Below are 25,407 nucleotides of genomic sequence, written 5' to 3'. Positions count from 1 at the left end.
CCTCCGCTTATTGGGAGGTCCTCTTTGTTGACTTAGAGCGTAATTTGAATGCTTACTACTTCATTCTCATATTTAAACTGAATTTCCCCGTGATACTTATTTACCGTTCTTCTAATAATCATAAGGCCATGTCCGCGGAGTGCATCCGGATTTTCTTTGGACGTATATCCGTCCTTGTGGAACAGACATTTTTGCTGCTTCGACGTCAGCACAGCGGGATTGTACACGGTAAAAACATATTGCGAGCCTTCCGTCTTGGCCGTAACAAGGATCTTCCTAGCCCGTTCTCCTGAATAGGCTTCAGTTGCTTCTATCGCGTTATCCAACAGGTTGGACAAAATTTTCACCAGATCCATCGACTCGATTCGGCTGTACTCTTCGGGTTCAGTATCGAAATGAAGTTCGATATTTTTGGATTGCGCCAGCTCCCACTTACTCTGGAACAGAATCAGGACTACCGGATTATTAATCCTGAGGGATAACTCCAGGGCTCTAGATTCTGCTGCCAATTCCTTGAGATAGTCTGCTGCCCTGTCGTATTTCTTCAGTGTTAATAAGCCGTGAAGCACTTGGAAATGATTCATCAGATCATGTCTACTCGACTTGATGGAGCTCATTACCTTGCTCATCTCTGACATATACACGAATTCTGATTCATGTAGTTCCTGTTTCACGCTGTTTTTATGCCATTTTCTTAAAGTGAAAAAGACGAGCAGCAGTATGATAGCAAATAAGATATCTATTGTGAATATAACCTTGTTGCTGTTTATGACCTCTTCACTGATGGATTCCAACTTGCTGGCATCAATATCAATGGCCAGAACTCCAAGCTGTTTGCCTGAGTCATTGTAGAGCGGAACACCAACCGATAGATATACCCCATGAGACGCGTCTTTTATGATGTCTGTATAATAGACACGTCCTTCTTTGGCCTGCTGTACTTGTTTGGGAGGGACAGTACAAGGTAATCCAATAGTGAACGAACCTGTATCCTCGGGAGTTGCTGCCGCCATTACTTTGGCCACATCACTGTTATCTAATAACAACGTATAGACATATAAAGCGTTGATCCGTTTGCGGTTTCTTTCAAGATACTTATTTATATTTTCAAAATTTGAGTCTTCTTGTTTCGTCTCTAGAAACTTCTCATAAGTATCCGTATCCAATCCCTTGGCAATCGTATTAGCAATCGCGATATATTGTTTAGCTAATGTAGTCTGAGTTGCCTTTTCCGTTGAATAATAAGACAAAGCGAGCTTCGCGCCTGTTAATATGGCTATTATAATAAATGAAGTAGTCAAAAATATAATTTGCCTTCGAGAATTCATTTCGACAGTCCTTTTCAGAGATAGATTGCTATTATGATTTACATATTTTGCATCTTCAAAATAGTCCAATCTTCATTATTCATGAAAACAACATGCACATCAACCCTTAATTTCTAGAAAAAATATGGAACGAGAAAAAGGACTCCGTAATAGAAGTCCTTTTTCTTGTGTTGTCTTATTTTTTTTCTTTCTTTTCTTTTTTCAAAAGTGAATAACGGCAGGGTAAAGGTATATCTCCTGAAAGAGCAAAGCGCCCAGATGTAAGGAGATATACCTGTCCATGGCGTATCAATTCACTTCCTCCCCGTCGCTACTTCGCTTTCTTCCGCCCATGGGGCACAATCATAGGTGTCCCATACAAAGGATCCTGTATCACATCACATTTCAAATGGAACACCTCTTCAATCATCGAAGCATCTACAATATCCGAAGGCGCTCCTTGCGCGTAGATAACACCATTTTTTACGGCTGCAATATGATCGGCATAACGGCAGGCTAGGTTGATATCATGCAGTACCATAACGATCGTCCGCCCATCCTGCTCATTCATCTCCTGCAGGAGGTCCAGAACCTCGATCTGATGCGTAAGATCCAAGTAAGTCGTTGGCTCATCGAGTAAAATAATGTCCGTCTGCTGCGCGAGTGTCATCGCGATCCACGCCCGCTGGCGCTGGCCGCCTGACAGGGAGGAGACAGAGCGTTCTGCAAGCTCTTCAATCCCTGTTGCACGCAAGGCGGATTGCACGGCTTCTTCATCCTCCTTCGACCATTGCTGCAGCCAGCTTTGATAAGGATAACGTCCCTGCTTGACGAGCTGGAGTACGGTTAAGCCTTCCGGTGCGATAGGACCTTGCGGCAGCAGGGATAACTGCTTAGCAGCCGTTTTGGCTGGAATCGTTGATAAGTCTTTACCGTTTAAGGTCACTTCGCCATTGGTTGGTTTGAGTAATTTGGATAAAGCACGAAGCAGTGTCGATTTGCCGCAGCCATTACTTCCGATCAGAACGGTAATTTTTCCATCGGGAATCGCTATATTTAAATGTTCAAAGATGTGTGCTCCACCATAAGAAAGGGCGATGCCTTTCGCTTCAAGCATGCTCATGGTTGTCTTCCTCCAGCTTATTTATTGGTTGCGATGGCGGTATAACATGTATAGAAAGAATGGTGCTCCGATGGCTGCAGTGAATACACCAGCCGGAATATCGAGTGGAGCAAATACGGTCCGCGCCACCAAATCGGATACGAGCAAGATAACGGCGCCAATTAAAGCACTAACCGGTAGTAAACCGCCAAAGGAAGAGCCAACAAGCTTCCGTGCCATATGCGGAGCCATAAGCCCTATGAAAGCAATTGCACCGCCAATAGCGATAGCTGCTCCTGCAAGAGATACGCTTAGGAGGAGTAAAATAAGCCGGTGCTTCTGAACATTCGCCCCAGCGCTTCCAGCGACATCGTCCCCAAGCGCTTGCACATTAACATGCCGGGCCATCAGCCAGGTTGCAGGGAGTAATACGATCAGCCAAGGGAGTAAGGTGTATACATCCTTTTCCCAAGAGGAGCCGTAGATGCTTCCCGTCATAAAGGTCATCGCCCGGTTCGCCAGAAAATAAGGGCTTGCGATAATAAACATATAAGAGATGGATTTAAAGGCAGCGGATAATCCGGTACCGATGAGCACCATCCTGAGCGGCGATGCGCCGTTCTTCCAAGATAACAAATAAAGAATAGCCGTAACGGCATATGCGCCAAGAATGGCAGCGACAGGCATCCAATGGACGGAGACTTGACCGCCTAGGAAAAAGAGAAACAGCACGGTGCCAAGAGAAGCACCTTCCGTAATTCCCGTTACGTCCGGCGAGGCCAGGGGATTACGGATCAGTCCTTGAAGGACAGCACCTGCAGAAGCTAAGGCAGCACCTACAAGCAAAGCAATGACAATACGCGGAAGACGCAGTTTTAACACGATGACATCGTGCATAGCACTGCCTTTGCCAATGATTGATTTAATAACATCTAATGGAGCGATGAACTGGCTGCCGACCCCCGTGCTGAGAATAGCGCCTGCTATACAAAGCAAGAGCAAAATAAGAGCAGTCCACAAGGTTTTATGTTCCAGAAGATAGGATAGCTTAGGCTTGTCCCATCGGAAAGTTTTATATTTGCTCATGTTGTCTGTCGTCCTTTCCGCGCGATATAGACGAAGAAAGGTACTCCGATGACGGCTGTCATAACCCCGACCGGAACCTCTCTAGGCATGGCGATGTAACGGGAACCGATATCTGCCGTTACAAGCAATACGCCTCCAAGCACCGCGCTATATGGAATAACCCAACGATAATCCGCACCAACGAAATAACGGACGATATGAGGAATAATGATACCCACGAAAGCAATTGGACCAGCAACGGCAACCGAAGCTCCTGCAAGCAGAATAACGGCAATAGAAGCCATCCATTTGACATAAGCCGTACGTTGACCTAATGTTTGGGCGATATCATCTCCCATTCCAAGGACATTCAGATGGCGGGAGAGCGCCAGCGCGATGACAAGTCCTACTGCCATGTATGGCAATACACTAACAAGCATATGCATGTCACGTCCTGCGACAGAGCCAACGAGCCAGACAAGCACCTGGTCGAACATTTTGCCGCTGGAGAGCATAAAGCCTTGCGTTAAAGAAGCAAAAAAAGCAGCAATGGAAGCACCGGCTAGTGTAATTTTGATAGGTGTCATGCCGTCCCGTCCCATACTGCCAAGTACAAATACGATCGCTCCGCTGATGGCTGCGCCAAGCAAGGCCATAAGGGTGAGTGGCTGCATAGCGTTTATCCCCAGCCAGCCGGAAGCAACAACAACCATAAACGATGCTCCTGAGTTGACGCCAAATACACTTGGAGAAGCGATCGGATTGCGGGTAACAACCTGCATGAGAGCACCAGCAACGGCGAGACTAGCCCCAGCTGCCGCTGCAATAAGGGCGCGTGGAACTCTTGCCGTATGAATGATCAATTGTTCTTGTATAGAAGATTGATAATGGAGGATGGAGTCGAATACAGTTGCAATCGGAATATCAGTGACGCCGAATGCGATACTGCAAATAATGGCTGCACCAAGCAGCAGAAAGGATAGGAATAAACCTGTTAGTCTCATAGCTGTATGCAAACTCCTTTTTCACGGATGACGGCTAACTAATAATATGTACCTAATGAAGTTTAATAGAGTGGTCAGGTCATGTCAATGAATATGAGAATCGTTCTCAAAATTTTTATTGACTCTGACATCATTTTCTTTTATAGTGTTGCAAGTGAGTAAGTGAGAAATATTATCAACGGGAGGCACTACACTTATGTTTAAGACTAGAAAGAAAACAATCTGGCTGGCGCTCTGCACGATTATTATTGCAGTATTGGCGGCAGGCTGTGGCTCTAATTCTAATAATAATGCCGGTTCAGAAGCTTCAAATAATAAGTCTGGTGCAAATGCAGAACAACCAGCTTCGAATGAAACTCGTGTTGTTAAGCATGCAATGGGCGAGACCGAAATTAAAGGTACACCTCAGCGTGTAGTTGTACTTACAAACGAAGGCACTGAAGCGGTACTAGCCCTTGGCGTGAAGCCAGTTGGCGCAGTTAAATCCTTTACAGGTAATCCATGGTATGACCATATCGCAGCGGATATGGAGGGTGTTGAGATTGTTGGCGAAGAAGGACAGCCAAACCTGGAGCTGATCGCGGGCCTCCAGCCGGATCTTATTATCGCAAATAAAATGAGACATGAAGAAATTTATGAGCAGCTGAAAGCTATTGCACCAACGGTCGAAGCGGAAACACTACGCGGGGCATGGAAGGATAATTTTAAGCTTTATGCCGAAGCACTTGGTAAAACAGAAGAAGGCAACAAGTTAATCGCTGATTTTGATGCACGTATTGAAGATTTTAAAGCGCAAGCTGGAGATAAATTGAAGGAAACGGTATCCTTCGTTCGCTTTATGGGCGGAAAAACACGGGTTTATCACACGGATACATTCTCGGGTGTTATCGCAGGCCAAATCGGACTTACTCGGAACGAGATGACACTAAATACGAAAGAACAATTTGCTGATGAAATTACGAAGGAACGCCTGCCAGAAGCTGATGCAGACCGTATCTTCTACTTCACTTATGATACTGGTGACGGCAAAGGCACAGCACAAGAGCAAGAGTGGACAAATGATCCGATCTGGAAAGGTCTAAGCGCGGTAAAAGAAGGCCATATCTACCGTGTGGACGATGCGATCTGGAATACAGCCGGCGGTATTAAAGCAGCTAACCTGATGCTTGATCAGCTTGCTGAAATCTACGGAATCAAGCTTACGAAGTAATAAGTTCCTATAGTGAAAAAGAAGCTCCTAAACCACCAATATAGTGGAACAGGAGCTTCTTTTTTATGACTTCACTTCAATCTCATCCTTGAATACTGAACATAAGAGCAAAGTAGCCAAATATCGAAGTTAGCAGTCCCATTGCGAATGCGGGATACACTTTGTTATCCCTGTACATCCGAATGAGGCCCACCATCATGATGATAGCGGCGGCGAGCATAAGAATACTATCGAGACCGATCGAAAGCTTTAACGTCAAATCAGGGCTGAAATGTCCATTGTAGATGGTCGTAAACAGCTTTGATGGAGAGACCGATTGCAGCGTTTCTTTCACATTATGCGGAGGAGTCTGCTGACCTAATGCACCCGTAACGATAAACAGCAGCATGGCGATGATGCTTTCAGCTTTCAGCCAAGGCTTTGGATTAAAGCTGCTATCCTCATTAAGCTTTTTCCGGTAACCAAAGCCGTTTGTATAAGCAAATAACAATAGTGGTGCGATTAGCAAATGTTTAAGCAGCAGCATCTGTCCGTATGGCAGCATCCAAGAGTTGACATACTGCGGTGTTGTAAAAGTCATCAACGTGATGCCTGCGATAAACGTAATAAGCATGCAGCCAATTGCGAGCGGAGAGAACCAGCCTAGGAAAGCATCCCAATTGCGGCTGTCCTTCGAGAACCAGCTTACGGCCAATAATACGCCAATCCACGCTGTAACAGCAAGGAAATGGGCAGAGTGTACTAGCCAGCCCTTTGTGCCATAAAGCGATGTAGCGTGGCTGGCATAGCCAAGCCATAAGATGAGGAGGAACATAATGAACAAGCCGACCTTCGGCATATGTTTATCGTCACGGAAGGAACGAAGGCCAAGCAGGAAGGCTAAGCCAATCGATGCGACTGTCGACCAGATCCACGCTTTGCCATTGTTCAGCTCTAGCAGGATGTTTTTTACCATTTCTCCATAAGGGATCTCCACATCTTTGGCAAACAATACGGCAGATTGATGGATCGGAACGAATTCCAGAATCGGAATGGCAATTATACAAGCAAGCAGCAATCCGGACGGAACTTGAATAAGCGGACGTCTATGCTCAGGAATAACTCGTAAAATAAACGTTCCAGTCAGAATGGCGAAGCAGACGTACAGAAGAGCCTCGCTAACATAACTCATTTGCGGCGCCTCCGGATCATGAAGAATACGGCTGCAACAACAACGACTCCAGCAATAATCCAAATAGCAGGATTTGAATCGCTGTTCTTGCTGGCTGTATCATCTTCCGCCGCTGCAGAAGGAGGGGGGTCTTCCGATACAGTTGGTGATGCTGATGCATTCTCGTCAGGTGCTGTAGTCTCATCGGCGGCAGGTGATGGCGATTCTGTCACCGCCGGTGTCGCTTCTGGTGTAGTAGCTTCAGGCGCATTAACAGTAAAAGCATATTCACCGTCAACCGCATGGCCGTCAGCGCCGATAATGGTCCATTTAACCGTGTAAGCGCCATTCTTTAACGGTTCGGCAACGCTGCTGCTCATTGTTGCTTCGTTGACTGTAATATCCCCTGTCGGCACTTGCTCGCCAGTCTCATTGATGAGTTTGAATTTACTCAAATTTTCAATATTCGTGTTAAACGTCATGGAAATTTCAGTTGGAGAAGCTGTAACGGTCGCATCCTTTGCAGGCATTGATTCACTGATTCTCGAGTGAGCCATAGCGACGCTTGGCAGAAGGAATAGGGCAGCTAAACAGATTAGTAAAATTCGTTTCATTATGTAGATCACCCTCATTTATTGGATTAATTGATGTCATTATAACAGATCGTCTGCAGCTTGAGGCTTTGCCTTTTTGAACAATATGAGAAGCTCTAATCTGATTAATTCTGCATAATGAGACATTCAATCCGAATAGACTGAATTACCGCAGCCTAAAGATTACAATATTTAAAGCAGCGGCTTGGATTAACCTGTAGTAGAAGTTAATTTCCTTTTCGAAGGAGGTGCGCCTGTCGTTGTGCAAGGCAAGAACGCACGGCTGGCAGGGGACATTATTGAGTGATCCGCTTCCGTTAATGCTGCAACTGACGCTTATTTTGTTTTTGGTGCTCATGAATGGTCTGTTTGTTGCGGCGGAATTCGCCATGGTGAAGGTTCGAGGAACTCGAATCGAAACGTTGGCTGCAGAAGGCCACCTGCGGGCGAAGCTTGCTTCACATCTGACGGGTAATCTCGATGCTTATTTATCGGCATGCCAGCTGGGAATTACTCTGGCCTCGCTTGGTTTGGGCTGGATTGGTGAGCCTGCGGTCAAAAGGTTAATTGAACCTTGGTTTGTTGCGCTTGGTTGGGGCAGCCCGGTATGGATCCATTCTATTTCCTTCGTTATTGCCTTCGTTTTTATCACGATTCTCCATATCGTCCTCGGTGAACTCGCCCCTAAAACAATCGCCATCCGTAAAGCGGAGGCGGTTACCTTGCTGACAGCGGCGCCTCTCGTTATGTTCCGCAAACTCATGTATCCCTTCATTTGGGTATTAAACGGTCTTGCCAATCAGCTGTTGAAGCGCTTCGGCATTGAACCGGCATCCGAGCAGCATTTGGCTCATACGGAACAGGAGATCCGTATTTTGATGAAAGAGAGCCACAAGAATGGACTGATCAATAATACAGAGCTGACGTTGGTTGATAATATTTTCGAATTTGCCGAGACCAATGCCCGTGAAATCATGATTCCTCGTACAGAGATGGTCTGTTTATATGTGAATTTGACCTTGGATGAGAACAAAGATATTGCGCTTAATGAAATGCATACGAGATATCCAGTTTGTGATAATGATAAGGATAATATTATCGGTTTCGTTCATATAAAAGATTTACTTAAGGATACGATGCATAGCCTTACGGATATCCGGCAAATTATGCGTCCAATCACAACGGTACCGGATTCCATGCAGATCAGTAATCTGCTTATTCTTATGCAGAAGAAAAAAGCACAAATTGCTATCCTTATCGACGAATACGGAGGAACATCCGGTCTTGTGACACTCGAGGATATTATGGAGGAGATTGTAGGCGAGATCCAGGATGAGTTTGATGAAGAACGTGCAGAGATCGAGAAGCGGGATGAGACAACTTATTCGATAAGTGGCATGGTGCTGATTGAGGAAGTGAACAGCTACTTCGGGCTTGATATTGAAAGCGATAATTATGATACGATAGGCGGATGGATCTATTCACAGATTGAGATTCCTCCAAAGAATCAGCAGCGGATTGAGTATGGGGAAGGGTACGTCTTCATTATTGAGGAGACGGATCATCTGCGAATTTCCCGTGTTATCGTACAAAAGATAAATTTGCAAGTACACCCGGGACAGGGAAAAGAATCTGGGACAGCAGGTACTGGCTCGATGTCTGCTGGTCGGCAGCATAAAACATAAATAAATCCCCTTGCGTTTGGCGCAAGGGGATTTATTATTCTTATTTCGCTAAAGCTTCAAAGGCTGCTTCATCAATCTTGTGTACGATATCAATTGTACCTCCGCCGAGACAAAGCTCTCCGTCATATAAAACAACGGCTTGACCAGGCGTAATCGCCTTTTGCGGTTTGTCGAAGATGATATCAGCTGTACCATCAGCATGAAGGGTAACACTTACGCCCTGATCCGGTTGACGGTAACGGAATTTCGCTGTGCAGCGGAAGGTTACATCCGGCTTGCCAGGAGCAATCCAGTTGATTCCGCTTGCTGTAAGACCAGTCGAGTACATGCTTGGATGCGACTCGCCTTGCACAACATACAAAATATTACGCTCTAGATCCTTGTCTGTTACGAACCATGGTTCGCCATTGCCGGAGCCGCCAATGCCAAGTCCTTGACGCTGGCCGAGTGTGTAATACATTAAGCCGTCATGGCGGCCCTTCACTTCACCGCTCCGGATGTCGACCATATCACCTGGACGAGCAGGCAAATAGTTGCTGAGGAATTCCTTGAAATTACGCTCACCGATAAAGCAGACACCAGTACTGTCTTTCTTCTTGGCGGTATAAAGACCAGCTTCCTCGGCGATACGGCGAACCTCCGGCTTCGGAAGATGCCCGATCGGGAACATTGCTTTCTCAAGCTGCTTTTGATTCAACGCACTTAAGAAATAGGTTTGGTCTTTGTTGCTGTCTACACCGCGCAGAAGTTTAGTCTCGCCGTCTGGTGTACGTTCAACACGGGCATAATGGCCGGTTGCGAGGTAATCCGCGCCAAGCTCATTTGCTTTCTTGAGGAAATCGCCGAATTTAATCTCCCGGTTGCACATGACATCCGGATTAGGTGTCCGGCCGCGTTTGTATTCGTCGAGGAAATAAGTAAACACTTTATCGAAATATTGTTTTTCGAAGTTTACCGTATAATAAGGGATGCCAATCTGATCACAAACCCGGCGTACATCCTCAGCGTCCTCTTCCGCTGTACAATGCCCGAATTCATCGGTATCATCCCAGTTTTTCATAAATATGCCAACCACATCATAGCCTTGCTGCTTTAGCAGCAGAGCCGTAACGGAGGAATCAACTCCGCCGGACATTCCGACTACAACACGAGTTTCTTGAATAGATTTGACCATTTGCATGCACCGCCTTGTTCTTCACGCTTCTAAAATGAAAGGGCAATTGCCCTTGTAAATACTTCGTACTATTGTAACATAGACATAAAACTTTTTCATGAGAAGTCAATCCTTTTCTCGCAAGTCGCAATATGATGTGTTAACATAGATATAATATGGGAATACCCGTAATTAAACAAAAGATATACTACACATACGTACAATCGAATGGAACAACTAACAATAGAGAGGTGCCCGAATATGAAAATATCGACGAAAGGCCGTTATGGCCTAACCATTATGATGGAGCTTGCGGGGAAATTTGGCGAAGGCCCGATTTCACTCAAGAGTATTGCCGAACGCAATCAACTGTCCGAGCACTACTTGGAGCAATTGGTTGCACCACTTCGTAATGCTGGACTTGTTAAAAGTATTCGCGGCGCTTATGGCGGCTATATTTTATCCAAAGAGCCGGAAACCATTACTGCCGGCGACGTGATTCGTATATTGGAGGGTCCAATCTCTCCGGTTGATTTCACGGAAGAGGATGATCCGGCTAAACGTGATTTGTGGCTCCGGATTCGTGACAGTATCGCAAGTGTGCTTGATTCAACAACACTCGCTGATCTGGTGACTTATCAGGCTGCAAGTGTTGACGACAGTTATATGTTCTATATTTAATGAGGGATTCGTATGCAAAAATATTATTTTGACCATGCAGCTACAACGCCGATGCATCCAGATGTGGCGGCGGCCATGATAGAGGTGATGACGGGTGCCGGCGGCAACCCGTCCAGTATGCATGCCTTCGGGCGTGAGGCTAAGCATAAGGTGAATCGGGCTCGAGATGGGATTGCTGCTGCACTTGGCTGCAAGCCCTCTGAGATCGTATTCACCTCCGGCGGTACGGAAAGTGATAACGCAGCTATTATCGGTGTAGCAGCGGCGATGAAGAAAAAGGGTAAAAACCATATCATTACATCTAAAGCCGAGCATCATGCGGTGCTTCATACTTGTGAAGCGTTAGCCGAAGCGGGATATGAAGTTACATATCTTCCAGTAGACCACACCGGTCGTGTCTCTGTTGAAGAAGTGGCTGCCGCTATTAGACCACATACGGCACTAATCAGCATCATGCATGGCAACAATGAAGTAGGTACACTGCAGCCAATCGAAGAGATTGGTACAATTGCTCATGACCATGGCGTGTTGTTTCATGTAGATGCCGTGCAGGCTTTTGGTACGGCTCAATACCGGTTATCTGAGATGCCAGTTGATTTGATGAGCTTTTCCGCACATAAGATTAACGGTCCTCAAGGCGTAGGGGCTTTATATATCGCTAATGGAACGCCATTTGAGCCAATTGCACACGGAGGATCACAGGAGCGAAAGCGGAGAGCAGGGACGGAGAACGTCGCTGGCATCATCGGTTTCGCTAAAGCTGTTGAAATTTGTGTGAACAATCGTGAAAACAAGCAACTTTTGTTGGACAAGCTGCGTACAGAATGGGTAGAACAGCTTAAGAGCAGGCTTAAAGGAACAGAAATCGTTGTGAACGGGAATGCCGAGCATCATTTGCCGCAAATTGTGAATATCAGTTTTATGGGGATCGATACCGAAACGATGCTGATGAACCTCGACATGGAAGGGATTGCTTCATCCAGCGGTTCTGCTTGTACGTCGGGTTCATTGGAACGATCGCATGTACTGAAGGCAATGGCTCTCTCGGAGGAACGTTTGAATTCTGCTGTACGATTCAGCTTCGGTTTGGGGAATACTGTGGAGGAACTGGAAGACGCTGCACGTAAAATCGCGACAATCGTGGAGCGTATCCGTACCAACCAATAGGGGGCCCTTGAAGCGCCATGATCAAACTCCAGCAATTAATCGGACTGCCAGTGCTTGTTATTCATTCCGGCAAACATGTCGGCAACGTAAAAGACGCTTGGTTCGATGAACATTGGCGATTGATTGGTCTAATCGTAGAGAGCGCAAAATGGTTTTCGTCATCTGTGAAAATCGTGGAGTGGGCAGAAGTATTAACCTGCGGCGAGGATGCCGTATTTATCTCCAGAGAATCTGCTATTCAATCGGTTAAACCCGTGCAGATTGGGAGATCTTTTGACACCGGTGTGGTCAAACTGAAGGAATTGCCGGTTGTTACTGTGCAAGGAATACAGCTTGGTCGAGTATCGGATGTTTATTTTTACCCATTTCAGGGTACACAAATAGTAGGCTATGAGCTTACGGATGGTTTTATATCGGATCTGATGGAAGGGCGCAAATGGCTCAAAGCCCCGGAGGATCCGGATGCCGTGCTGCTCGGGGAAGACGCGATTATCGTTCCTGCTGTCAGTGAAGCGGAATTGGAGCCTGTCGCAGCTTCCAATTCGACATATAGGGAGAAATGAAAGATGATGAGATGTCCCAATTGCAATTCGAAGGATATTGGTAAGATCGGTTCCCATCAGTTTTACTGCTGGGGCTGCTTTATAGAGCTGACAGTGAACGGTGAGAAGATGTCGGTCTATCAAGTAGAAGAGGACGGAACACTTAGTTCGCTCGACGATTTATTCTTCGAAGAGGAAATGCCGCAAATTCAAATTAATTAGCGGCTTCATAATGTTATTACTTCAGGACGGCGTATGCCGTCCTTTTTGCCGTGTTTTCTCATCTATGGATGAAATGGACCGCTTGTACATATACTTAAGCAGATTGTTCTGGTTAACAATGGCTTATGGTAATGAAACAAGCGGGGGTGAAGACGGTGGAACGGTTAATGAAGAGCCGTCTGTTTGTATGGCTGGTATATATCATTATGGGGCTCTTAGCTTTGTACTTACTGCTGCTTGTGAAGCCGATTTTCATGCATTTGTATGCGTTTCTTAAGGCGATACTTGCACCATTCATTATTGCTATGATTGTTTCTTATGTCCTCAATCCGATCGTTACTTTATTACATGAGCGCAAAGTGCCGCGAACGGCTGCGGTGCTGCTTATCTATGCGGTATTTTGTGCGGCGCTTGCCGTTATCCTGGTCAATCTGATTCCGATGTTCAAAGAACAGATGGATCAGTTGAACCGTCATGTTCCTGACCTGACCATTCGAGCAGAGAGTCTTGTTACCGATTTGAATAATTCTTTTCTGCCGGACAGTATCCGGGAAGGATTAAATAAGTCTATCTTCCAAATGGAGAAGAAGCTCTCGGAGACCGTAACCCATTTCATTAACAATATTGGATCTGTTGTGAATGCGGTGTTTATTGCCTTTATCATTCCATTCCTTGCATTCTATATCTTGAAGGACTTTGATCTGTTCGAACGGACGGTCATTACCTATGTGCCAAAGTCTCACAGGAAGCATACGGTTAGGCTTCTCAAGGATATTGACTCAGCACTGGGAAGTTACATTCGAGGACAATTTATCGTCTGTATTATTGTTGGTATTCTCGCTTATATCGGCTACATTATCATTGGTGTTCCGTATCCATTGCTGCTTGCCAGTGTAGTTGCCATTACCAACATCATCCCGTATCTTGGTCCTTTCTTTGGCGCTGCACCGGCTCTGCTAGTAGCCTCAACCATTTCGCTGAAAATGGTGCTGCTTGTGGCGATCGTCAATATGTCGTGCCAAGTCCTTGAAGGCAATGTCGTCTCTCCGCAGGTTGTTGGCCGAACGCTACATATTCATCCTCTGGCCATAATATTTGCTCTGCTCGTAGGCGGAGAAGTAGCTGGTATTGTAGGTATGATTCTGGCGGTTCCGATCTTCGCTGCACTAAAAGTCATCGTTCAGCATATTTTTGCTTATTACGTCAGGCGAAAGACCATTTGACAGACAACCCTTTGACCGATATACTTTAGACAGTTGCAGCAACTATTACATGTAAAGCGTTGATGGAAGGAAGTAAGCCATAGCCCGTCAATCAGAGAGAGAGCTTCTTCGCCTTAAGCAGGCGTTGGGTGTAAAGGCTCTTAGGACGAAGAATGGCCGAATGCTACTTTCGGAGTGTGAATGAACTTCACCGGGAAGACCCGTTATCGTCTATTGAGGAGATTGCTTTAAGCGCAGCCGAGGATTACTCGTTGTTGACGCCGGGCAATAACCAGGGTGGTACCGCGATTATGAATTCGTCCCTGTCTAATGACAGGGACTTTTTTATGTTCTAAAACAGACCTCAGAGTGGAAAGCACGGAGAAAAAGGTTGAAGCTTTTGGAGCGACAGCGCCCGCCTTTGTTTTTGAATTTCACCCACTGAATTAATTCAAATGAAGAAATTCAAAAACAACAGTGGCCGAAAGCTCAACCTTTTTCGCAGTGCCCATCACGCTGATCTTATTTCAAATTCAATTGGAGGTTTTAAAATGAAAGCAAGTGAAATTCGGTCCAAATGGCTTTCCTTCTTCGAAAGCAAAGGACACCACATCGAACCAAGCGCATCGCTCGTACCGCATAACGATCCGTCTCTGCTCTGGATCAATGCAGGCATGGCTCCGCTTAAGCCTTATTTTGACGGACGTGTCATTCCTGACAATCCACGTATTACGAACTCGCAGAAATGTATTCGTACAAATGATATCGAGAATGTCGGAAAGACTCGCCGTCACCATACATTCTTCGAGATGCTTGGCAACTTCTCCATTGGTGACTACTTCAAAGAAGAAGTTATTACATGGGCATGGGAGTTCCTGACGAGTAAAGAGTGGATTGGCTTCGATCCTGATCGCTTGTCCGTAACGGTATTTCCGGAGGATGAAGAGGCATTCCAATTCTGGAATGAGAAAATCGGCCTTCCTGCTGAGCGGATCTACAAGCTGGAGGAAAACTTCTGGGATATCGGCGAAGGCCCTTGCGGACCTTGTACAGAGATCTTCTATGACCGCGGCGACAAATACGGTGACCTTAGTGATCCAGAATGCTGGCCAGGCGGCGAGAACGAACGTTTCCTAGAAGTATGGAACCTTGTATTCTCGCAGTTCAACCATAACAAGGACGGCAGCTACACACCACTTCCTAACAAAAATATTGATACAGGCGCTGGTCTCGAACGTTTCGCTTCGATTCTGCAAGATGTAGATTCGAACTTCGATACGGACCTGTTCATGCCAATCATTGAACGTACTTGCGGGATTGCAGGCGTTAAATATCATGTGAACGAAGAGCATGACGTTGCATTGAAAGTTATTGCTGACCATATCCGTACTGTTGCTTTCGCAGTAGGTGACGGCGTTATGCCTTCGAATGAAGGCCGCGGCTATATTATCCGCCGTTTGCTTCGCCGTGCTGTACGTTACGGGAAAACAATCGGAATCGATCGTCCATTCCTGTTCGAGCTCACTTCCGTTGTTGGAGAAGTAATGGGCGTGTACTATCCAGAGGTTGTCGATAAGCGCGAATTCATCGAACGTGTTATCCGTACAGAAGAAGAGCGTTTCCACGAAACATTGTCTGATGGCCTGGTAATGTTGTCTGATCTGGTTGCTGCTGCACGTAAAACAGGTACAACCGAAATCGGCGGCGAAGATGCATTCCGACTCTATGACACGTTTGGCTTCCCGTTTGACTTAACAGAAGACTTCGCTTCCGAGAATGGAATGACTGTTGACCGTGCAGGCTTTGATGCAGCGATGGAAGCACAGCGTGAACGCGCACGTGCTGCACGTCAAGAAACTGGCGGTATGAATGTACAAGGAGGACCGCTTGCTGACTTTACGGTTAAAAGTGAATTTGTTGGCTATAATGAACTGGTAACAGAAGCCCAAATCACAGCTATTGTCCATGAAGATTCGTTAGTTGACCTCATAGGTGAAGGCAGCCGTGTACTCGTATTGCTTGATCGTACGCCATTCTATGCAGAGAGCGGCGGCCAGATTGGTGACAAAGGAACAATCATCGGCAATGGATTTACGCTGCAGGTTGAAGATGTAACGAAAGCGCCGCATGGCCAAAGCGTTCATCACGCGGTTGTTTCATCCGGCACGGTTCGCTCTGGTGAGAAAGTAGAAGCTGTTGTTACTCGCTCTGTTCGTGAGGATGTAATCAAGAACCATACGGCAACTCATTTGCTTCATAAAGCATTGAAGGAAGTGCTTGGCGACCATGTTAACCAAGCAGGCTCACTTGTACAGGCTGACCGTCTCCGTTTCGACTTCTCGCATTTCGGCAGCATTACTCCGGAAGAATTAACGGAAATCGAGCGTAAGGTAAATGAGCAAATCTGGCTTGCAACACCAGTTGTTATTGAAAGCAAAGCAATCGCTGATGCAAAAGCAATGGGTGCTATGGCACTGTTCGGCGAAAAATACGGCGACATTGTACGTGTCGTTCAAGTAGGATCCTACAGCATTGAGCTTTGTGGTGGCTGCCATGTAGCGAACACTTCCCAGATTGGCTTGTTCAAACTGATTAGCGAGAGCGGTATCGGTTCTGGTGTACGCCGGATTGAAGCGGTAACTGGCCGCCATGCATACAGCTTTATGGAAGGTCAACTGGATCTCTTGAAGCAAGCTTCTGTGCTTCTCAAATCGAATAACAATGACGTGCCTAAACGTATCGAAGCTCTGTTCGCACAAGTGAAAGAGCAGGGTCGTGAGAATGAATCGCTGCAGGCGAAGCTGAGCCGCATTGAAGCAGGTTCGCTCGAGCAAAACGCGAAGACAGTTGGCGACGTAACGGTATTAAGTGCAAAAGTAAATGCACCTACGATGGACGCGCTTCGGGGTATTGCAGACGAACTTAAGCTGAAGCTGCCTTCGGCTGTTATCATTCTTGGCGCTGTACAGGAGGACAAAGTAAACCTTGTTGCTGCTGTATCCGCAGATCTGGTGAAGAAAGGCTTCCATGCAGGAAAAATCGTCAAAGAAGCAGCGGCACATTGCGGCGGCAGCGGCGGCGGACGTCCTGATATGGCCCAAGCTGGCGGTAAAGACGCTTCGAAGCTTGAGGAAGCTTTGAAACTTGCTGAAGAACTGGTTCTTAACCAATCAAATGTGATATGATATCAGTGTAAATGTAATAAACTAGATAATAAATGCGGTTGGAAAGCGAGGTGCTGGCGATGAATTCCATGGACAACACGATGAAGTTTGATGTGAAAGCGGAAGGGTTGGAATCTTCCTCACAAGACATTTTGCTTACGGTGCATGAGGCGCTTCTGGAGAAAGAGTATAATCCGATCAATCAGATTGTTGGGTACTTGCTGTCCGGAGATCCCGCCTACATTCCGCGGCATAACAACGCAAGAAGTTTGATTCGCAAGAAAGAACGTGATGAACTCATTGAAGAGCTTGTCCGGTTTTATCTGAACAACAAGAAATAATATATTGGGAGCCGGACAGATCATGAGGACAATGGGTTTGGATTACGGTGACCGCAACATCGGCGTTGCGGTCAGCGACGCGTTCGGCTGGACTGCGCAGGGGCTAGAGACTGTCCAGAAGCGTCGGGATGGTGGCGAATTAACTCGCATCGCCGAGATCGTGAAAGAACATGAAGTAACCGAAATCGTTGTGGGACTGCCGAAGAATATGAATAATACGATTGGCCCCCGCGGCGAGATTAGTATGGCATTCGCAGAGCAGCTTCAGCAAACACTAAACTTGCCTGTTCACCTTTGGGATGAACGGCTGACAACGGTATCTGCCGAACGAACGTTACTTGAGGCAGATGTTAGCCGGAAGAAGCGAAAGCTAGTAATCGACAAAATGGCGGCAACGCTCATTTTGCAAAATTATCTCGATTCTAAAACGAAAAGGTGAGGGTTACGATGACAAAGGATGACCTGCAGTTCGAAGAACCGGAAATTATTTATATTCCGGATGAAGACGGCAACGAAGAAGAATTCGAAGTCATCATGAAGTTTGAAGTGGATGGCTCTGATTCGAAATATATGATGGTTGTTCCTCTTGCAAGCGAAAATGACGAGGAAGATGAAGTATACGCTTTCCGTTATGAAGAAGAAGGCGACGACCTAAAATTGTACACGATTGAAGACGAAGAAGAGTGGAACATGGTTGAAGAAACCTTCAACACGCTTCTGGGTGAGATGGAGGATAATTAATGTCGGATGAGCGCATCGTTCCTGTGCCGCAAGAGCGGCTACGGGAAGTGTTCGGCGATGTGATCGAGCTGGTCTCTGAACATGGAAGTCTCGACAAGTTCGAGATCAAGGCAGAGTTCCAGCTCGGTCCATACGTCTATGCCGCTTTGCAGTCGTCAACCATGAAAAAAGAGCAGGAGGTCGAGCTGTTCCGTGTTATCTTGACGGATAACGGCGAGCCTCAGCTTGAAACGATTGAGGACGACGATGAGTGGGAGCTTGCTTCAGAAGCTTATGATGATCTTCTGTTTGCAAACGACGAAATGCCTTAATTGCATAAGCAATAAGAAAAGAGCGGCTCACACCGCTCTTTTTCTCGGTGTTCAAAGGAAATTATTGGCGAAAAATGGATGATTATGATGATTTATTGCTTTGCAATTCTTTAGGTTTATGCTTACGAAGTAAGAATTGCAAAGCAATTCTTTAGGTCTACGCTTACGAAGTAAGAATTGCTTTGCAATTCTTTTGAGGAGGAACATAGGTTGGCGCAATCTAGACAGCAGCATTCAAAATCTGGACCCCGAGCAGGCCGCATTGCATTGTGGGTTGTTCTATCACTTCTAGCGCTCCTTATTATTGGGGCAGGCAGTGTTTTTTTGTATGTATGGAACGGGTTAAAGCCGACGGCTTCAGGCGAAATCAAAAGGGTCGAAATCGCAAAAGGCGCATCTGCCTTTGAGGTTTCAGATACTTTGGAAGAGCAAGGCATAATTAAGAATTCCTTTTTGTTTAAATATTATTTGAAAGCCAAAAAAGAAGGCTCACATTTCCAGGCAGGTATCTATGACCTAGCACCAGGCATGAAGAACGATGAAATCATCGCTAAGCTGAACAGTGGCGATACGGTAGCGGAGGAAATGATCCGGTTTACCATTCCGGAAGGCTATACCTTGCTGCAAATTGCGGATAAGCTGGCCGAAGAGAAGCTGATTGACCGGACTAAATTCCTGACTCTAGCGGATTCGACAACAAATTGGGGCGATGCGGCAGCTGTCAAATCCATACCGACAGATGATAAGCTTCATCACCGGCTGGAAGGTTATCTATTCCCTGAAACCTATGAGCTGACGAAGGGAAGCACGGAGGAAGATATCCTGAAGCGAATGATGGCAGAGCTGGATACGAAGCTGGATTCTTTGCCTGAGAATTGGCAGGAAGTTCTCGCTGAGCGGAAGCTGAACCTTCATCAGCTGCTCACTATTGCTTCACTTGTGGAGCGGGAAGTTGTTGTAGACGAAGAGAGACCAGTTGTAGCAGGTGTCATCTACAATCGTCTAGCTGATGGGATGCCGCTCCAGATCGACGCAACCGTACAATATTTGCTGGACAAGCCAAAGGAACGCTTAATGGAGAAGGATCTGCAGATCGATAGTCCGTACAACACGTACAAAATTAACGGACTGCCGCCGGGGCCAATTGCAAGTCCAAGTATCGCATCGATTAAAGCGGCGTTATATCCGGAGAAAAATGAATTCTTCTATTACGTCACAAAAAAAGATGGCACCCAGACGCATTTATTTGCAAAAACCTACAAAGAACATCTGAATAATATTGAGAAAAGCAATCAAACTGCTGCAAAACAAGGCGAATAATGGTAACAAGGGAGGACATATGTCCTCCCTTGTTGTTTTTTGGAAAAAAATTTAGACAAATCTACTAATCAATTGACATTTTAATGCCGATATAAAATAATAGGACTGTACATACGTAATAGGGTAATAGCACTAGTTCTGGGTAATTAGACCATCATGATTACAAACCACATAATGATAAAGAGGCGGGTGTCTTGTATGACGAAAACGGACAAACCTAAAAAAGCAAAAGATAAACCGCAGAAAATGAAAGCGCAACCAAAAGCGCAGGCGGTAGCAGCACAGACAACGAAACAAGTGACACAAACGTTCACTTCAATCTTTTCGAATCCATTCAAATCAGTAGGTACAAAACTGTTCTTAATTATTTTTATCAGCATCATTGCATGTGTACTTGTTGTAGGTCAAATGGCTTATTCGAAGACGAAATCGATAGTGGAAGACAAGGTATCAAGCGCCAGCTTCCAAACGATTGTTCAGGCCTCCGCTAACCTTGATATTGTCCTCAAAACATACGAAGACCTGTCGATGCAGATGATGATTGATAAGGAATTCCATACGCTTGTGTCTAAGCTAGAAGACAGCACAGAAGCTTTTGATTTATTTGAGGCGGAGAAGAATTTAGGTGACCGCTTGCAAAATGCAGTAATGGCCAATAAGACAATCATCGGTGCTTACTTGCTTCCACTGAATGATAAGCTTCCGATTATTACCTACGGAACGGCTTCTGTTGCAGTAGCACCTGATCTGATGAAATCGGATTGGTTCGAGAAGACCAAGACGTCAAAAGGCGGCGTAAACTGGATTGAGACGCAGCCTACAGGTTTTGGTACTACAGACAAGCTTCCGTCTATTGGACTTAGCAGACAGATGAATAATACAACAACGAATGCCGCTTCTTATATGCTGCTGCTCGAGCTCAGCTTGTCGGATATCCGTGAGCAATACGAGGATGTTTCCCTTGGTGATGGCAGCAAGATCTCTCTTGTGGACAGAGACAATAAGTATGTTGCAGCCCAGGATGACAGCTTGATTGGCAAAGGCAATATCGTGAAGCTGAATATTGATCCGGAAGGCTCGCTCAAAGAGAAAGCGACTGACGGTGAAGAAGTACTCTCCGTGTTTAAGACACTGGATACGGTAGATTGGAAGCTGGTAGGTACAATCCCGGTTGATGAGCTTGTTAAGGACGCAGCTATTATTAATAAGATGACATGGATTATCGCACTTGTAGCGATGTTTATTGCAATTGCCATTGGTATATTAGTCATCCGGACAATTGCGATGCCGCTTATGGCGATGCGTAACCTGATGAATGAGGGCGAACGCGGCAACTTAACAGTTCGTTCGAATATGAAGAAGCGTCAAGATGAGATTGGTCAGCTTGGCGACAGCTTTAATAAAATGATGATTCAAATTACAGCACTTGCACAGCAAACGACGAAGTCGGCAGATGATGTTCTTTCTACTGCTGGTGAACTGACAGATGTATCGAAGAAAACAGCGATCTCCGCAAGAGAGATTTCTGTAGCTACAGAAGAGATCGCAAGTGGTGCTTCAAGCCTTGCAGTTGAGGCGGAAAGAGGCAGTGATCTGACGAGCAACATTAATGAACAGATGAAATCCGTTATGGAAGCGACCGGTCATATGGTTGAATCCGCGGGTGAAGTGGAGAAGGCGAGCCAGCAGGGTACAGCATACATGGGGCTTCTTATTCAGAAAACCGGCATGACCGAAGAGATGACTCGCTCCATGGTAGAGAAAGTGGACAGCTTGAAGATGAGCACAGGCTCCATTGTGAAAATCTTGGACGTACTGAACAATTTGACGAAGCAAACCAACATTTTATCACTTAATGCAACGATTGAAGCAGCTCGTGCTGGAGCAGCGGGCAAAGGCTTTATGGTTGTTGCCGATGAGATCCGCAAGCTTGCTGACCAGTCCCGTCAATCGATTGATGTAGTAGGTCAAATTACCGGAACGATCATGACACAGATCGATGAGACAGTAACTGTATTATCTGATGCTTATCCATTATTCCAAGAGCAGATTGGATCCGTTAAAGAAGCGAATCAAATCTTCCTGACGGTTCAAAACCAAATGGGACAATTCGTGGAGAAGCTGGATTCGGTTACGAATTCCATCAATATGCTTGATCAATCTCAAGTTGTATTAACAGAAGCGATGGGGAATGTAAGTGCAGTAGCACAGCAATCTTCGGCAACGTCCGAGGAAGTTGCATCGCTTAGCTCAGAGCAGCTCAGTATCAGCAACGGCCTTGTTAACTTGTCCGACAAGCTGGATGCCGTATCCCGAGGACTTAAGGAATCATTGTCCCGTTTCAAAATTGATTAATGGAATAAACGCAAAGCCGTTCGAATGGATGAAGATCCATTTGGACGGTTTTTTTGTGCTCTCCTAAGGCGATAATGTAGCTATCGGACCATTACTGGAGGATTTTGCATGAAGAGACGGGCAGCTGCTATCGGTTTATTATTTCTATTATTATTCTCAGGATATATTGCCAGACTTGCCTGGCTGCAGCTAACACCGGGCTATGGGCATAAAAGCACAACTTCTGCAATGAGCCGCAGCAATTGGAAGCGGATGTCTGTGCTGCAGCGTGAGCGAAACCTCGTACTGGATACGGGCAGAGGAGACTTTCTAGATCGGAATAACAAGCCGATTACAGGGGAGACGTATTATACGCTTGCTTTATTTCCAGTGAACATGAAGAATCGGGATGCTGTTGGCGAGAAGAAGTGGCAGCAGGCTGTTAAGAAGCTGTCAACGATGCTCCATGTACCGGAACAGGAACTCGTCAGCTGGTGGAAGCAGCTGCGTGAGCCAACCTTCTGGCATAAAGGAAAGGACAAGCTGCCTTACCGATTAACAGATCAGGAGCTTAAGGAGCTAGCGCAGCTGCATTTGAATGGAGTGAGAGCACTCCCTTATCGTAATCGGTATTTCACGACATTTGCTGCGAAGCAAGCAATTGGTTATATCAGCCAACATCCGGAGCATTTGGAGCTTGTCTATTCGAAGGAGTTAGAGAAAGGTAAACGGAACAAAAATGATCAGATCGGCGGATCTGGTCTAGAAAGATCGTTAGATGATTTACTCCACGGTGCAGGAGCGACATCTGTGTCGTATTTTACAGATGGCAATAATCGACCGTTATTAGGGCTTGATTACCGGATTACGGAACCAGGGAATCCTTATTATCCGCTGCAGGTTCAGACTACACTTGATTTGGAGCTGCAAAATCAGATTGAAGCTTTTGTGGATGAGAAGTCTCTGAAGGAAGGCGCAGTAGTTGTTCTTGATGCCCGTAATGGGGACATAATAGCGATGATCTCCAGGCCGCAGATGAAGCCGCTTGAACTGGGTGATGAGAAGAAATGGGCCAATCATGCGATTCAAGCTGCAGTTCCCGGGTCCATCTTCAAACTGGTTACCGAAGCTGCAGCTTTGGAAGCGGGAGTAACGAGCGAAAAGGAGAGATTCACATGTAATGGGGAATACGGTAAATATGGATTGTCGTGCTGGAAAGAGGGAGGTCATGGCACTTTAACTCTGAGAGAGGGACTTGCCCAATCCTGTAATATCGTATTTGCGACCATTGCGGAACGATTAACCGCAGAGCAGCTGGAACGAACAGCTGCTGCATTAGGTGTTGGGAAGCAAGCAGGCTGGCATTCGAATCGGGCATTTGGCCCGTTCTATAAGCCCCTCCGGCTGCTTGGGGAGGAAGAAGCCGGCAGGTTATTCACGGCGGCGGAAAAGGCTAAGGCGGATGGAGGCGTTATGGCGCAATCCGCCATTGGGCAGCGTGATGTATTGATGTCGCCGCTGCAGGCGGCGAATCTGGTCGTCACGCTGCTGAACAGCGGGCGCGTGATGGAGCCGCGCCTCGTCCAGGAGATCCGCTATGCCAACGGCCAGCGGATGGTATCGCTGCCCGCGAAGGGCGCTCCTGCGGAAAGCGGCCGGATTCGTCCGGCCACTGCGCGTAAGCTGCTTCACGGCATGGAAGCGGTCGTCGACCACGGAACCGGTCGATCGATCCGCCAAGGGCTGTGGGCGGTGGCCGGCAAGTCCGGCACCGCCGAAATAACAAAGGCCGGAGCGCCTCGCGTGAACCAATGGTTCACGGGATACGGTCCGGCCGAGAAGCCGCGCTATGCGGTTGCTGTGCTGGCAGAGAATCGTCCGCCTGGAAGCAGTAACCAGGCGACGGAGCTTTTTCGCGGTGTCATGGATATTCTCGCCTTACACGCCCGTTGACGGCTGCTGACCGTCCGTAACTTCTTCCACTGTAGCAGCAGGTTCATCATATTCCCCTTGTGGAGTACGAATCCAGCGGTGGAAGAAGCCTTGATCTAACAGCGACTTAATGACGATAATAATGATTGGCGACAGGATAACACCAGCAACGCCAAACAGATGAAGAGAGATAAACATGCAGGATAGCATCGTGAACGCCGAGACGCCAAGTGAGTCACCGGTAATCTTCGGTTCAACAATATGCCGTGTGACAACAACAACGATTAGCAAGACAGACAGCCAAACGGCAAGTGAAGTTTGACCAACCAGGAACAGATAAATGATCCATGGGATAAACAAGGTACTTACACCAAGCAGCGGCAGTACGTCAAAGATACCAGCCGTTACGGAAATCGCGAAAGCATTGTCTACCTGTAAAACAAGAAGCGCTGCGAAAATAACGAGGAATGTAATACTCATCATTTTCGCTTGAGCTTTCACGTAAGTGCCAATTCCCTTAAATACATTCTCACGAAGGAAAAAGAAGGCCTTCTTGAACGTGTTTGGCGTTTTTTCATTGGCTGTTTTTTTCCACATCTTAATCTCAATGCTGAGGAAATAGGCCAAGATAATACCGATTACAAAATTGAAAATAAACGTGGAGAACGATGAGATGTATCCGACCAAGCCAGTAAAAATAATATTGGCGAGCTTCGGCAAATACTCAGTTGCTCCGTTTATGTATTCCGTAAGCTTATCGACCCATTCCGGCGGCAGTGCCTGAAGCTTTTGCTGGAATACGCTTGAATCATCCTGCACCTGCTCCTTGAAGAGCTCCTGATAATACGGTAATTTGACTTTGATGAAATCAGTGCCTTGGCTCGTAATCACATAGGCTAGTCCAGAAAAAATGCCCAAAATAATAAGTGAGAACACAAGAACGGATATGCCTGATGCAATAGACTTCTTAATGCCTATTTTGTTCAGGCGTCTGGCCAGCGGCTCGATAAACAAATAAATAACAAAGGCAAAAAAGATTGGAGTTGCGATTTTGTACAAATAACTAAAAGCAGCCATCACTAAGAATACAGTAAGTGCAATAAGCGCTATGTCGAATGCGGTACGCCAATATTTTTTATAAAACGGAAGCATGCAATAATCTCCTCTCGAATAAGGAATCA

At 46.3% G+C, this 25,407-nt stretch carries 23 protein-coding genes; 15 read left to right on the top strand and 8 right to left on the bottom strand.

Annotation, left to right across the window (positions count from 1 at the left end; translation table 11 throughout):
• Window positions 1–32: 32 nt before the first annotated feature.
• From FHS17_RS19525 to FHS17_RS19510, 4 genes are all read right to left on the bottom strand, one after another.
• Window positions 33–1,301 (bottom strand): GHKL domain-containing protein, encoded by a 1,269-nt coding sequence (locus FHS17_RS19525; protein WP_243865456.1) that lies wholly within the window; start codon window positions 1,299–1,301, stop codon window positions 33–35.
• A 337-nt stretch (window positions 1,302–1,638) separates the two neighbouring features.
• Window positions 1,639–2,430: an ABC transporter ATP-binding protein gene (locus FHS17_RS19520; RefSeq protein WP_167280129.1), complete on the bottom strand. Its 792-nt coding sequence runs from the start codon at window positions 2,428–2,430 to the stop codon at window positions 1,639–1,641.
• Window positions 2,431–2,451: 21 nt separating this feature from the next.
• Window positions 2,452–3,495 carry a FecCD family ABC transporter permease gene (locus tag FHS17_RS19515; RefSeq protein ID WP_167280128.1) on the bottom strand — a complete coding sequence of 348 codons (1,044 nt, stop codon included), beginning with the start codon at window positions 3,493–3,495 and terminating at the stop codon, window positions 2,452–2,454.
• Window positions 3,492–4,478 carry a FecCD family ABC transporter permease gene (locus FHS17_RS19510; protein WP_167280127.1) on the bottom strand — a complete coding sequence of 329 codons (987 nt, stop codon included), beginning with the start codon at window positions 4,476–4,478 and terminating at the stop codon, window positions 3,492–3,494. The genes FHS17_RS19515 and FHS17_RS19510 overlap by 4 nt, the downstream gene beginning before the upstream one ends.
• A gap of 196 nt (window positions 4,479–4,674) precedes the next feature.
• On the opposite strand from FHS17_RS19510, the gene FHS17_RS19505 reads away from it, so the two are divergent.
• The gene (locus FHS17_RS19505) at window positions 4,675–5,688 is read left to right on the top strand and encodes an ABC transporter substrate-binding protein (RefSeq protein WP_167280126.1); all 1,014 of its coding nucleotides are present in this window, start codon (window positions 4,675–4,677) and stop codon (window positions 5,686–5,688) included.
• 82 nt (window positions 5,689–5,770) lie between these two features.
• Here FHS17_RS19505 and FHS17_RS19500 read toward each other — a convergent pair whose 3' ends face one another.
• A complete protein-coding gene (locus FHS17_RS19500; protein WP_167280125.1) occupies window positions 5,771–6,859 on the bottom strand; it encodes a copper resistance D family protein in 1,089 nt (362 codons plus the stop codon).
• Window positions 6,856–7,452, bottom strand: coding sequence for a copper resistance CopC family protein (locus tag FHS17_RS19495; protein ID WP_167280124.1), 597 nt, complete (start codon window positions 7,450–7,452; stop codon window positions 6,856–6,858). The genes FHS17_RS19500 and FHS17_RS19495 overlap by 4 nt, the downstream gene beginning before the upstream one ends.
• Before the next feature lie 299 nt (window positions 7,453–7,751).
• On the opposite strand from FHS17_RS19495, the gene FHS17_RS19490 reads away from it, so the two are divergent.
• Window positions 7,752–9,116, top strand: coding sequence for a hemolysin family protein (locus tag FHS17_RS19490; RefSeq protein WP_167280549.1), 1,365 nt, complete (start codon window positions 7,752–7,754; stop codon window positions 9,114–9,116).
• Window positions 9,117–9,156: 40 nt separating this feature from the next.
• Here the strand turns inward: FHS17_RS19490 and mnmA are convergent, their stop codons facing one another.
• A complete protein-coding gene (mnmA, locus tag FHS17_RS19485; RefSeq protein ID WP_167280123.1) occupies window positions 9,157–10,290 on the bottom strand; it encodes a tRNA 2-thiouridine(34) synthase MnmA in 1,134 nt (377 codons plus the stop codon).
• A 240-nt stretch (window positions 10,291–10,530) separates the two neighbouring features.
• Here mnmA and cymR point away from each other — a divergent pair, with 240 nt between their 5' ends.
• The 13 genes from cymR (at window position 10,531) to FHS17_RS19420 (ending at window position 24,247) form a co-directional block, all read left to right on the top strand.
• Entirely contained in the window at window positions 10,531–10,950 is a 420-nt protein-coding gene (cymR, locus tag FHS17_RS19480; protein ID WP_167280122.1) for a cysteine metabolism transcriptional regulator CymR, read from the top strand.
• A 12-nt stretch (window positions 10,951–10,962) separates the two neighbouring features.
• Complete coding sequence (locus FHS17_RS19475) at window positions 10,963–12,117, top strand: cysteine desulfurase family protein (protein ID WP_167280121.1); 1,155 nt, start codon at window positions 10,963–10,965, stop codon at window positions 12,115–12,117.
• Between the two features lie 17 nt (window positions 12,118–12,134).
• A complete protein-coding gene (locus FHS17_RS19470; RefSeq protein WP_167280120.1) occupies window positions 12,135–12,680 on the top strand; it encodes a PRC-barrel domain-containing protein in 546 nt (181 codons plus the stop codon).
• A gap of 3 nt (window positions 12,681–12,683) precedes the next feature.
• Entirely contained in the window at window positions 12,684–12,881 is a 198-nt protein-coding gene (locus FHS17_RS19465) for a hypothetical protein (protein ID WP_015845916.1), read from the top strand.
• A gap of 155 nt (window positions 12,882–13,036) precedes the next feature.
• Window positions 13,037–14,104: an AI-2E family transporter gene (locus FHS17_RS19460; RefSeq protein WP_167280119.1), complete on the top strand. Its 1,068-nt coding sequence runs from the start codon at window positions 13,037–13,039 to the stop codon at window positions 14,102–14,104.
• 530 nt (window positions 14,105–14,634) lie between these two features.
• Window positions 14,635–17,268, top strand: a complete 2,634-nt coding sequence (alaS, locus tag FHS17_RS19455; RefSeq protein ID WP_167280118.1) for an alanine--tRNA ligase — start codon at window positions 14,635–14,637, stop codon at window positions 17,266–17,268.
• 59 nt (window positions 17,269–17,327) lie between these two features.
• Window positions 17,328–17,588 carry an IreB family regulatory phosphoprotein gene (locus FHS17_RS19450; RefSeq protein ID WP_167280117.1) on the top strand — a complete coding sequence of 87 codons (261 nt, stop codon included), beginning with the start codon at window positions 17,328–17,330 and terminating at the stop codon, window positions 17,586–17,588.
• Between the two features lie 22 nt (window positions 17,589–17,610).
• The gene (ruvX, locus tag FHS17_RS19445) at window positions 17,611–18,027 is read left to right on the top strand and encodes a Holliday junction resolvase RuvX (protein ID WP_208420473.1); all 417 of its coding nucleotides are present in this window, start codon (window positions 17,611–17,613) and stop codon (window positions 18,025–18,027) included.
• 8 nt (window positions 18,028–18,035) lie between these two features.
• A complete protein-coding gene (locus tag FHS17_RS19440; protein WP_167280116.1) occupies window positions 18,036–18,329 on the top strand; it encodes a DUF1292 domain-containing protein in 294 nt (97 codons plus the stop codon).
• Window positions 18,329–18,640: a DUF1292 domain-containing protein gene (locus FHS17_RS19435; RefSeq protein WP_167280115.1), complete on the top strand. Its 312-nt coding sequence runs from the start codon at window positions 18,329–18,331 to the stop codon at window positions 18,638–18,640. The genes FHS17_RS19440 and FHS17_RS19435 overlap by 1 nt, the downstream gene beginning before the upstream one ends.
• Before the next feature lie 210 nt (window positions 18,641–18,850).
• Window positions 18,851–19,960, top strand: a complete 1,110-nt coding sequence (gene mltG / locus FHS17_RS19430) for an endolytic transglycosylase MltG (protein ID WP_167280114.1) — start codon at window positions 18,851–18,853, stop codon at window positions 19,958–19,960.
• A gap of 198 nt (window positions 19,961–20,158) precedes the next feature.
• The gene (locus FHS17_RS19425) at window positions 20,159–22,315 is read left to right on the top strand and encodes a methyl-accepting chemotaxis protein (RefSeq protein WP_243865455.1); all 2,157 of its coding nucleotides are present in this window, start codon (window positions 20,159–20,161) and stop codon (window positions 22,313–22,315) included.
• Window positions 22,316–22,423: 108 nt separating this feature from the next.
• On the top strand, window positions 22,424–24,247 hold the full coding sequence (locus FHS17_RS19420) for a peptidoglycan D,D-transpeptidase FtsI family protein (RefSeq protein WP_167280113.1): 1,824 nt from the start codon (window positions 22,424–22,426) through the stop codon (window positions 24,245–24,247).
• Here FHS17_RS19420 and ytvI read toward each other — a convergent pair.
• Window positions 24,233–25,378 (bottom strand): sporulation integral membrane protein YtvI, encoded by a 1,146-nt coding sequence (gene ytvI / locus FHS17_RS19415; protein WP_167280112.1) that lies wholly within the window; start codon window positions 25,376–25,378, stop codon window positions 24,233–24,235. The two genes, FHS17_RS19420 and ytvI, sit on opposite strands and share 15 nt — an antisense overlap.
• Window positions 25,379–25,407 lie beyond the last annotated feature (29 nt).

Origin of the sequence: Paenibacillus lupini, from assembly GCF_011761355.1 — a bacterium.
Taxonomy (GTDB): domain Bacteria; phylum Bacillota; class Bacilli; order Paenibacillales; family Paenibacillaceae; genus Pristimantibacillus; species Pristimantibacillus lupini.
Note: the sequence above shows the minus strand (reverse complement) of the source record. Positions and strands in the feature narration are given on the sequence as shown.

Excerpts from the sequence above, each read along its gene's own strand:
- FHS17_RS19520 (WP_167280129.1), bottom strand. The coding sequence starts at position 2,430 with ATGAGCATGCTTGAAGCGAAAGGCATCGCCCTTTCTTATGGTGGAGCA.
- FHS17_RS19515 (WP_167280128.1), bottom strand. The coding sequence starts at position 3,495 with ATGAGCAAATATAAAACTTTCCGATGGGACAAGCCTAAGCTATCCTAT.
- FHS17_RS19510 (WP_167280127.1), bottom strand. The coding sequence starts at position 4,478 with ATGAGACTAACAGGTTTATTCCTATCCTTTCTGCTGCTTGGTGCAGCC.
- FHS17_RS19505 (WP_167280126.1), top strand. The coding sequence starts at position 4,675 with ATGTTTAAGACTAGAAAGAAAACAATCTGGCTGGCGCTCTGCACGATT.
- FHS17_RS19500 (WP_167280125.1), bottom strand. The coding sequence starts at position 6,859 with ATGAGTTATGTTAGCGAGGCTCTTCTGTACGTCTGCTTCGCCATTCTG.
- FHS17_RS19495 (WP_167280124.1), bottom strand. The coding sequence starts at position 7,452 with ATGAAACGAATTTTACTAATCTGTTTAGCTGCCCTATTCCTTCTGCCA.
- FHS17_RS19490 (WP_167280549.1), top strand. The coding sequence starts at position 7,752 with ATGCTGCAACTGACGCTTATTTTGTTTTTGGTGCTCATGAATGGTCTG.
- mnmA (WP_167280123.1), bottom strand. The coding sequence starts at position 10,290 with ATGGTCAAATCTATTCAAGAAACTCGTGTTGTAGTCGGAATGTCCGGC.
- cymR (WP_167280122.1), top strand. The coding sequence starts at position 10,531 with ATGAAAATATCGACGAAAGGCCGTTATGGCCTAACCATTATGATGGAG.
- FHS17_RS19475 (WP_167280121.1), top strand. The coding sequence starts at position 10,963 with ATGCAAAAATATTATTTTGACCATGCAGCTACAACGCCGATGCATCCA.
- FHS17_RS19470 (WP_167280120.1), top strand. The coding sequence starts at position 12,135 with ATGATCAAACTCCAGCAATTAATCGGACTGCCAGTGCTTGTTATTCAT.
- FHS17_RS19465 (WP_015845916.1), top strand. The coding sequence starts at position 12,684 with ATGATGAGATGTCCCAATTGCAATTCGAAGGATATTGGTAAGATCGGT.
- alaS (WP_167280118.1), top strand. The coding sequence starts at position 14,635 with ATGAAAGCAAGTGAAATTCGGTCCAAATGGCTTTCCTTCTTCGAAAGC.
- FHS17_RS19450 (WP_167280117.1), top strand. The coding sequence starts at position 17,328 with ATGAATTCCATGGACAACACGATGAAGTTTGATGTGAAAGCGGAAGGG.
- ruvX (WP_208420473.1), top strand. The coding sequence starts at position 17,611 with ATGAGGACAATGGGTTTGGATTACGGTGACCGCAACATCGGCGTTGCG.
- FHS17_RS19440 (WP_167280116.1), top strand. The coding sequence starts at position 18,036 with ATGACAAAGGATGACCTGCAGTTCGAAGAACCGGAAATTATTTATATT.
- FHS17_RS19435 (WP_167280115.1), top strand. The coding sequence starts at position 18,329 with ATGTCGGATGAGCGCATCGTTCCTGTGCCGCAAGAGCGGCTACGGGAA.
- FHS17_RS19425 (WP_243865455.1), top strand. The coding sequence starts at position 20,159 with ATGACGAAAACGGACAAACCTAAAAAAGCAAAAGATAAACCGCAGAAA.
- FHS17_RS19420 (WP_167280113.1), top strand. The coding sequence starts at position 22,424 with ATGAAGAGACGGGCAGCTGCTATCGGTTTATTATTTCTATTATTATTC.
- ytvI (WP_167280112.1), bottom strand. The coding sequence starts at position 25,378 with ATGCTTCCGTTTTATAAAAAATATTGGCGTACCGCATTCGACATAGCG.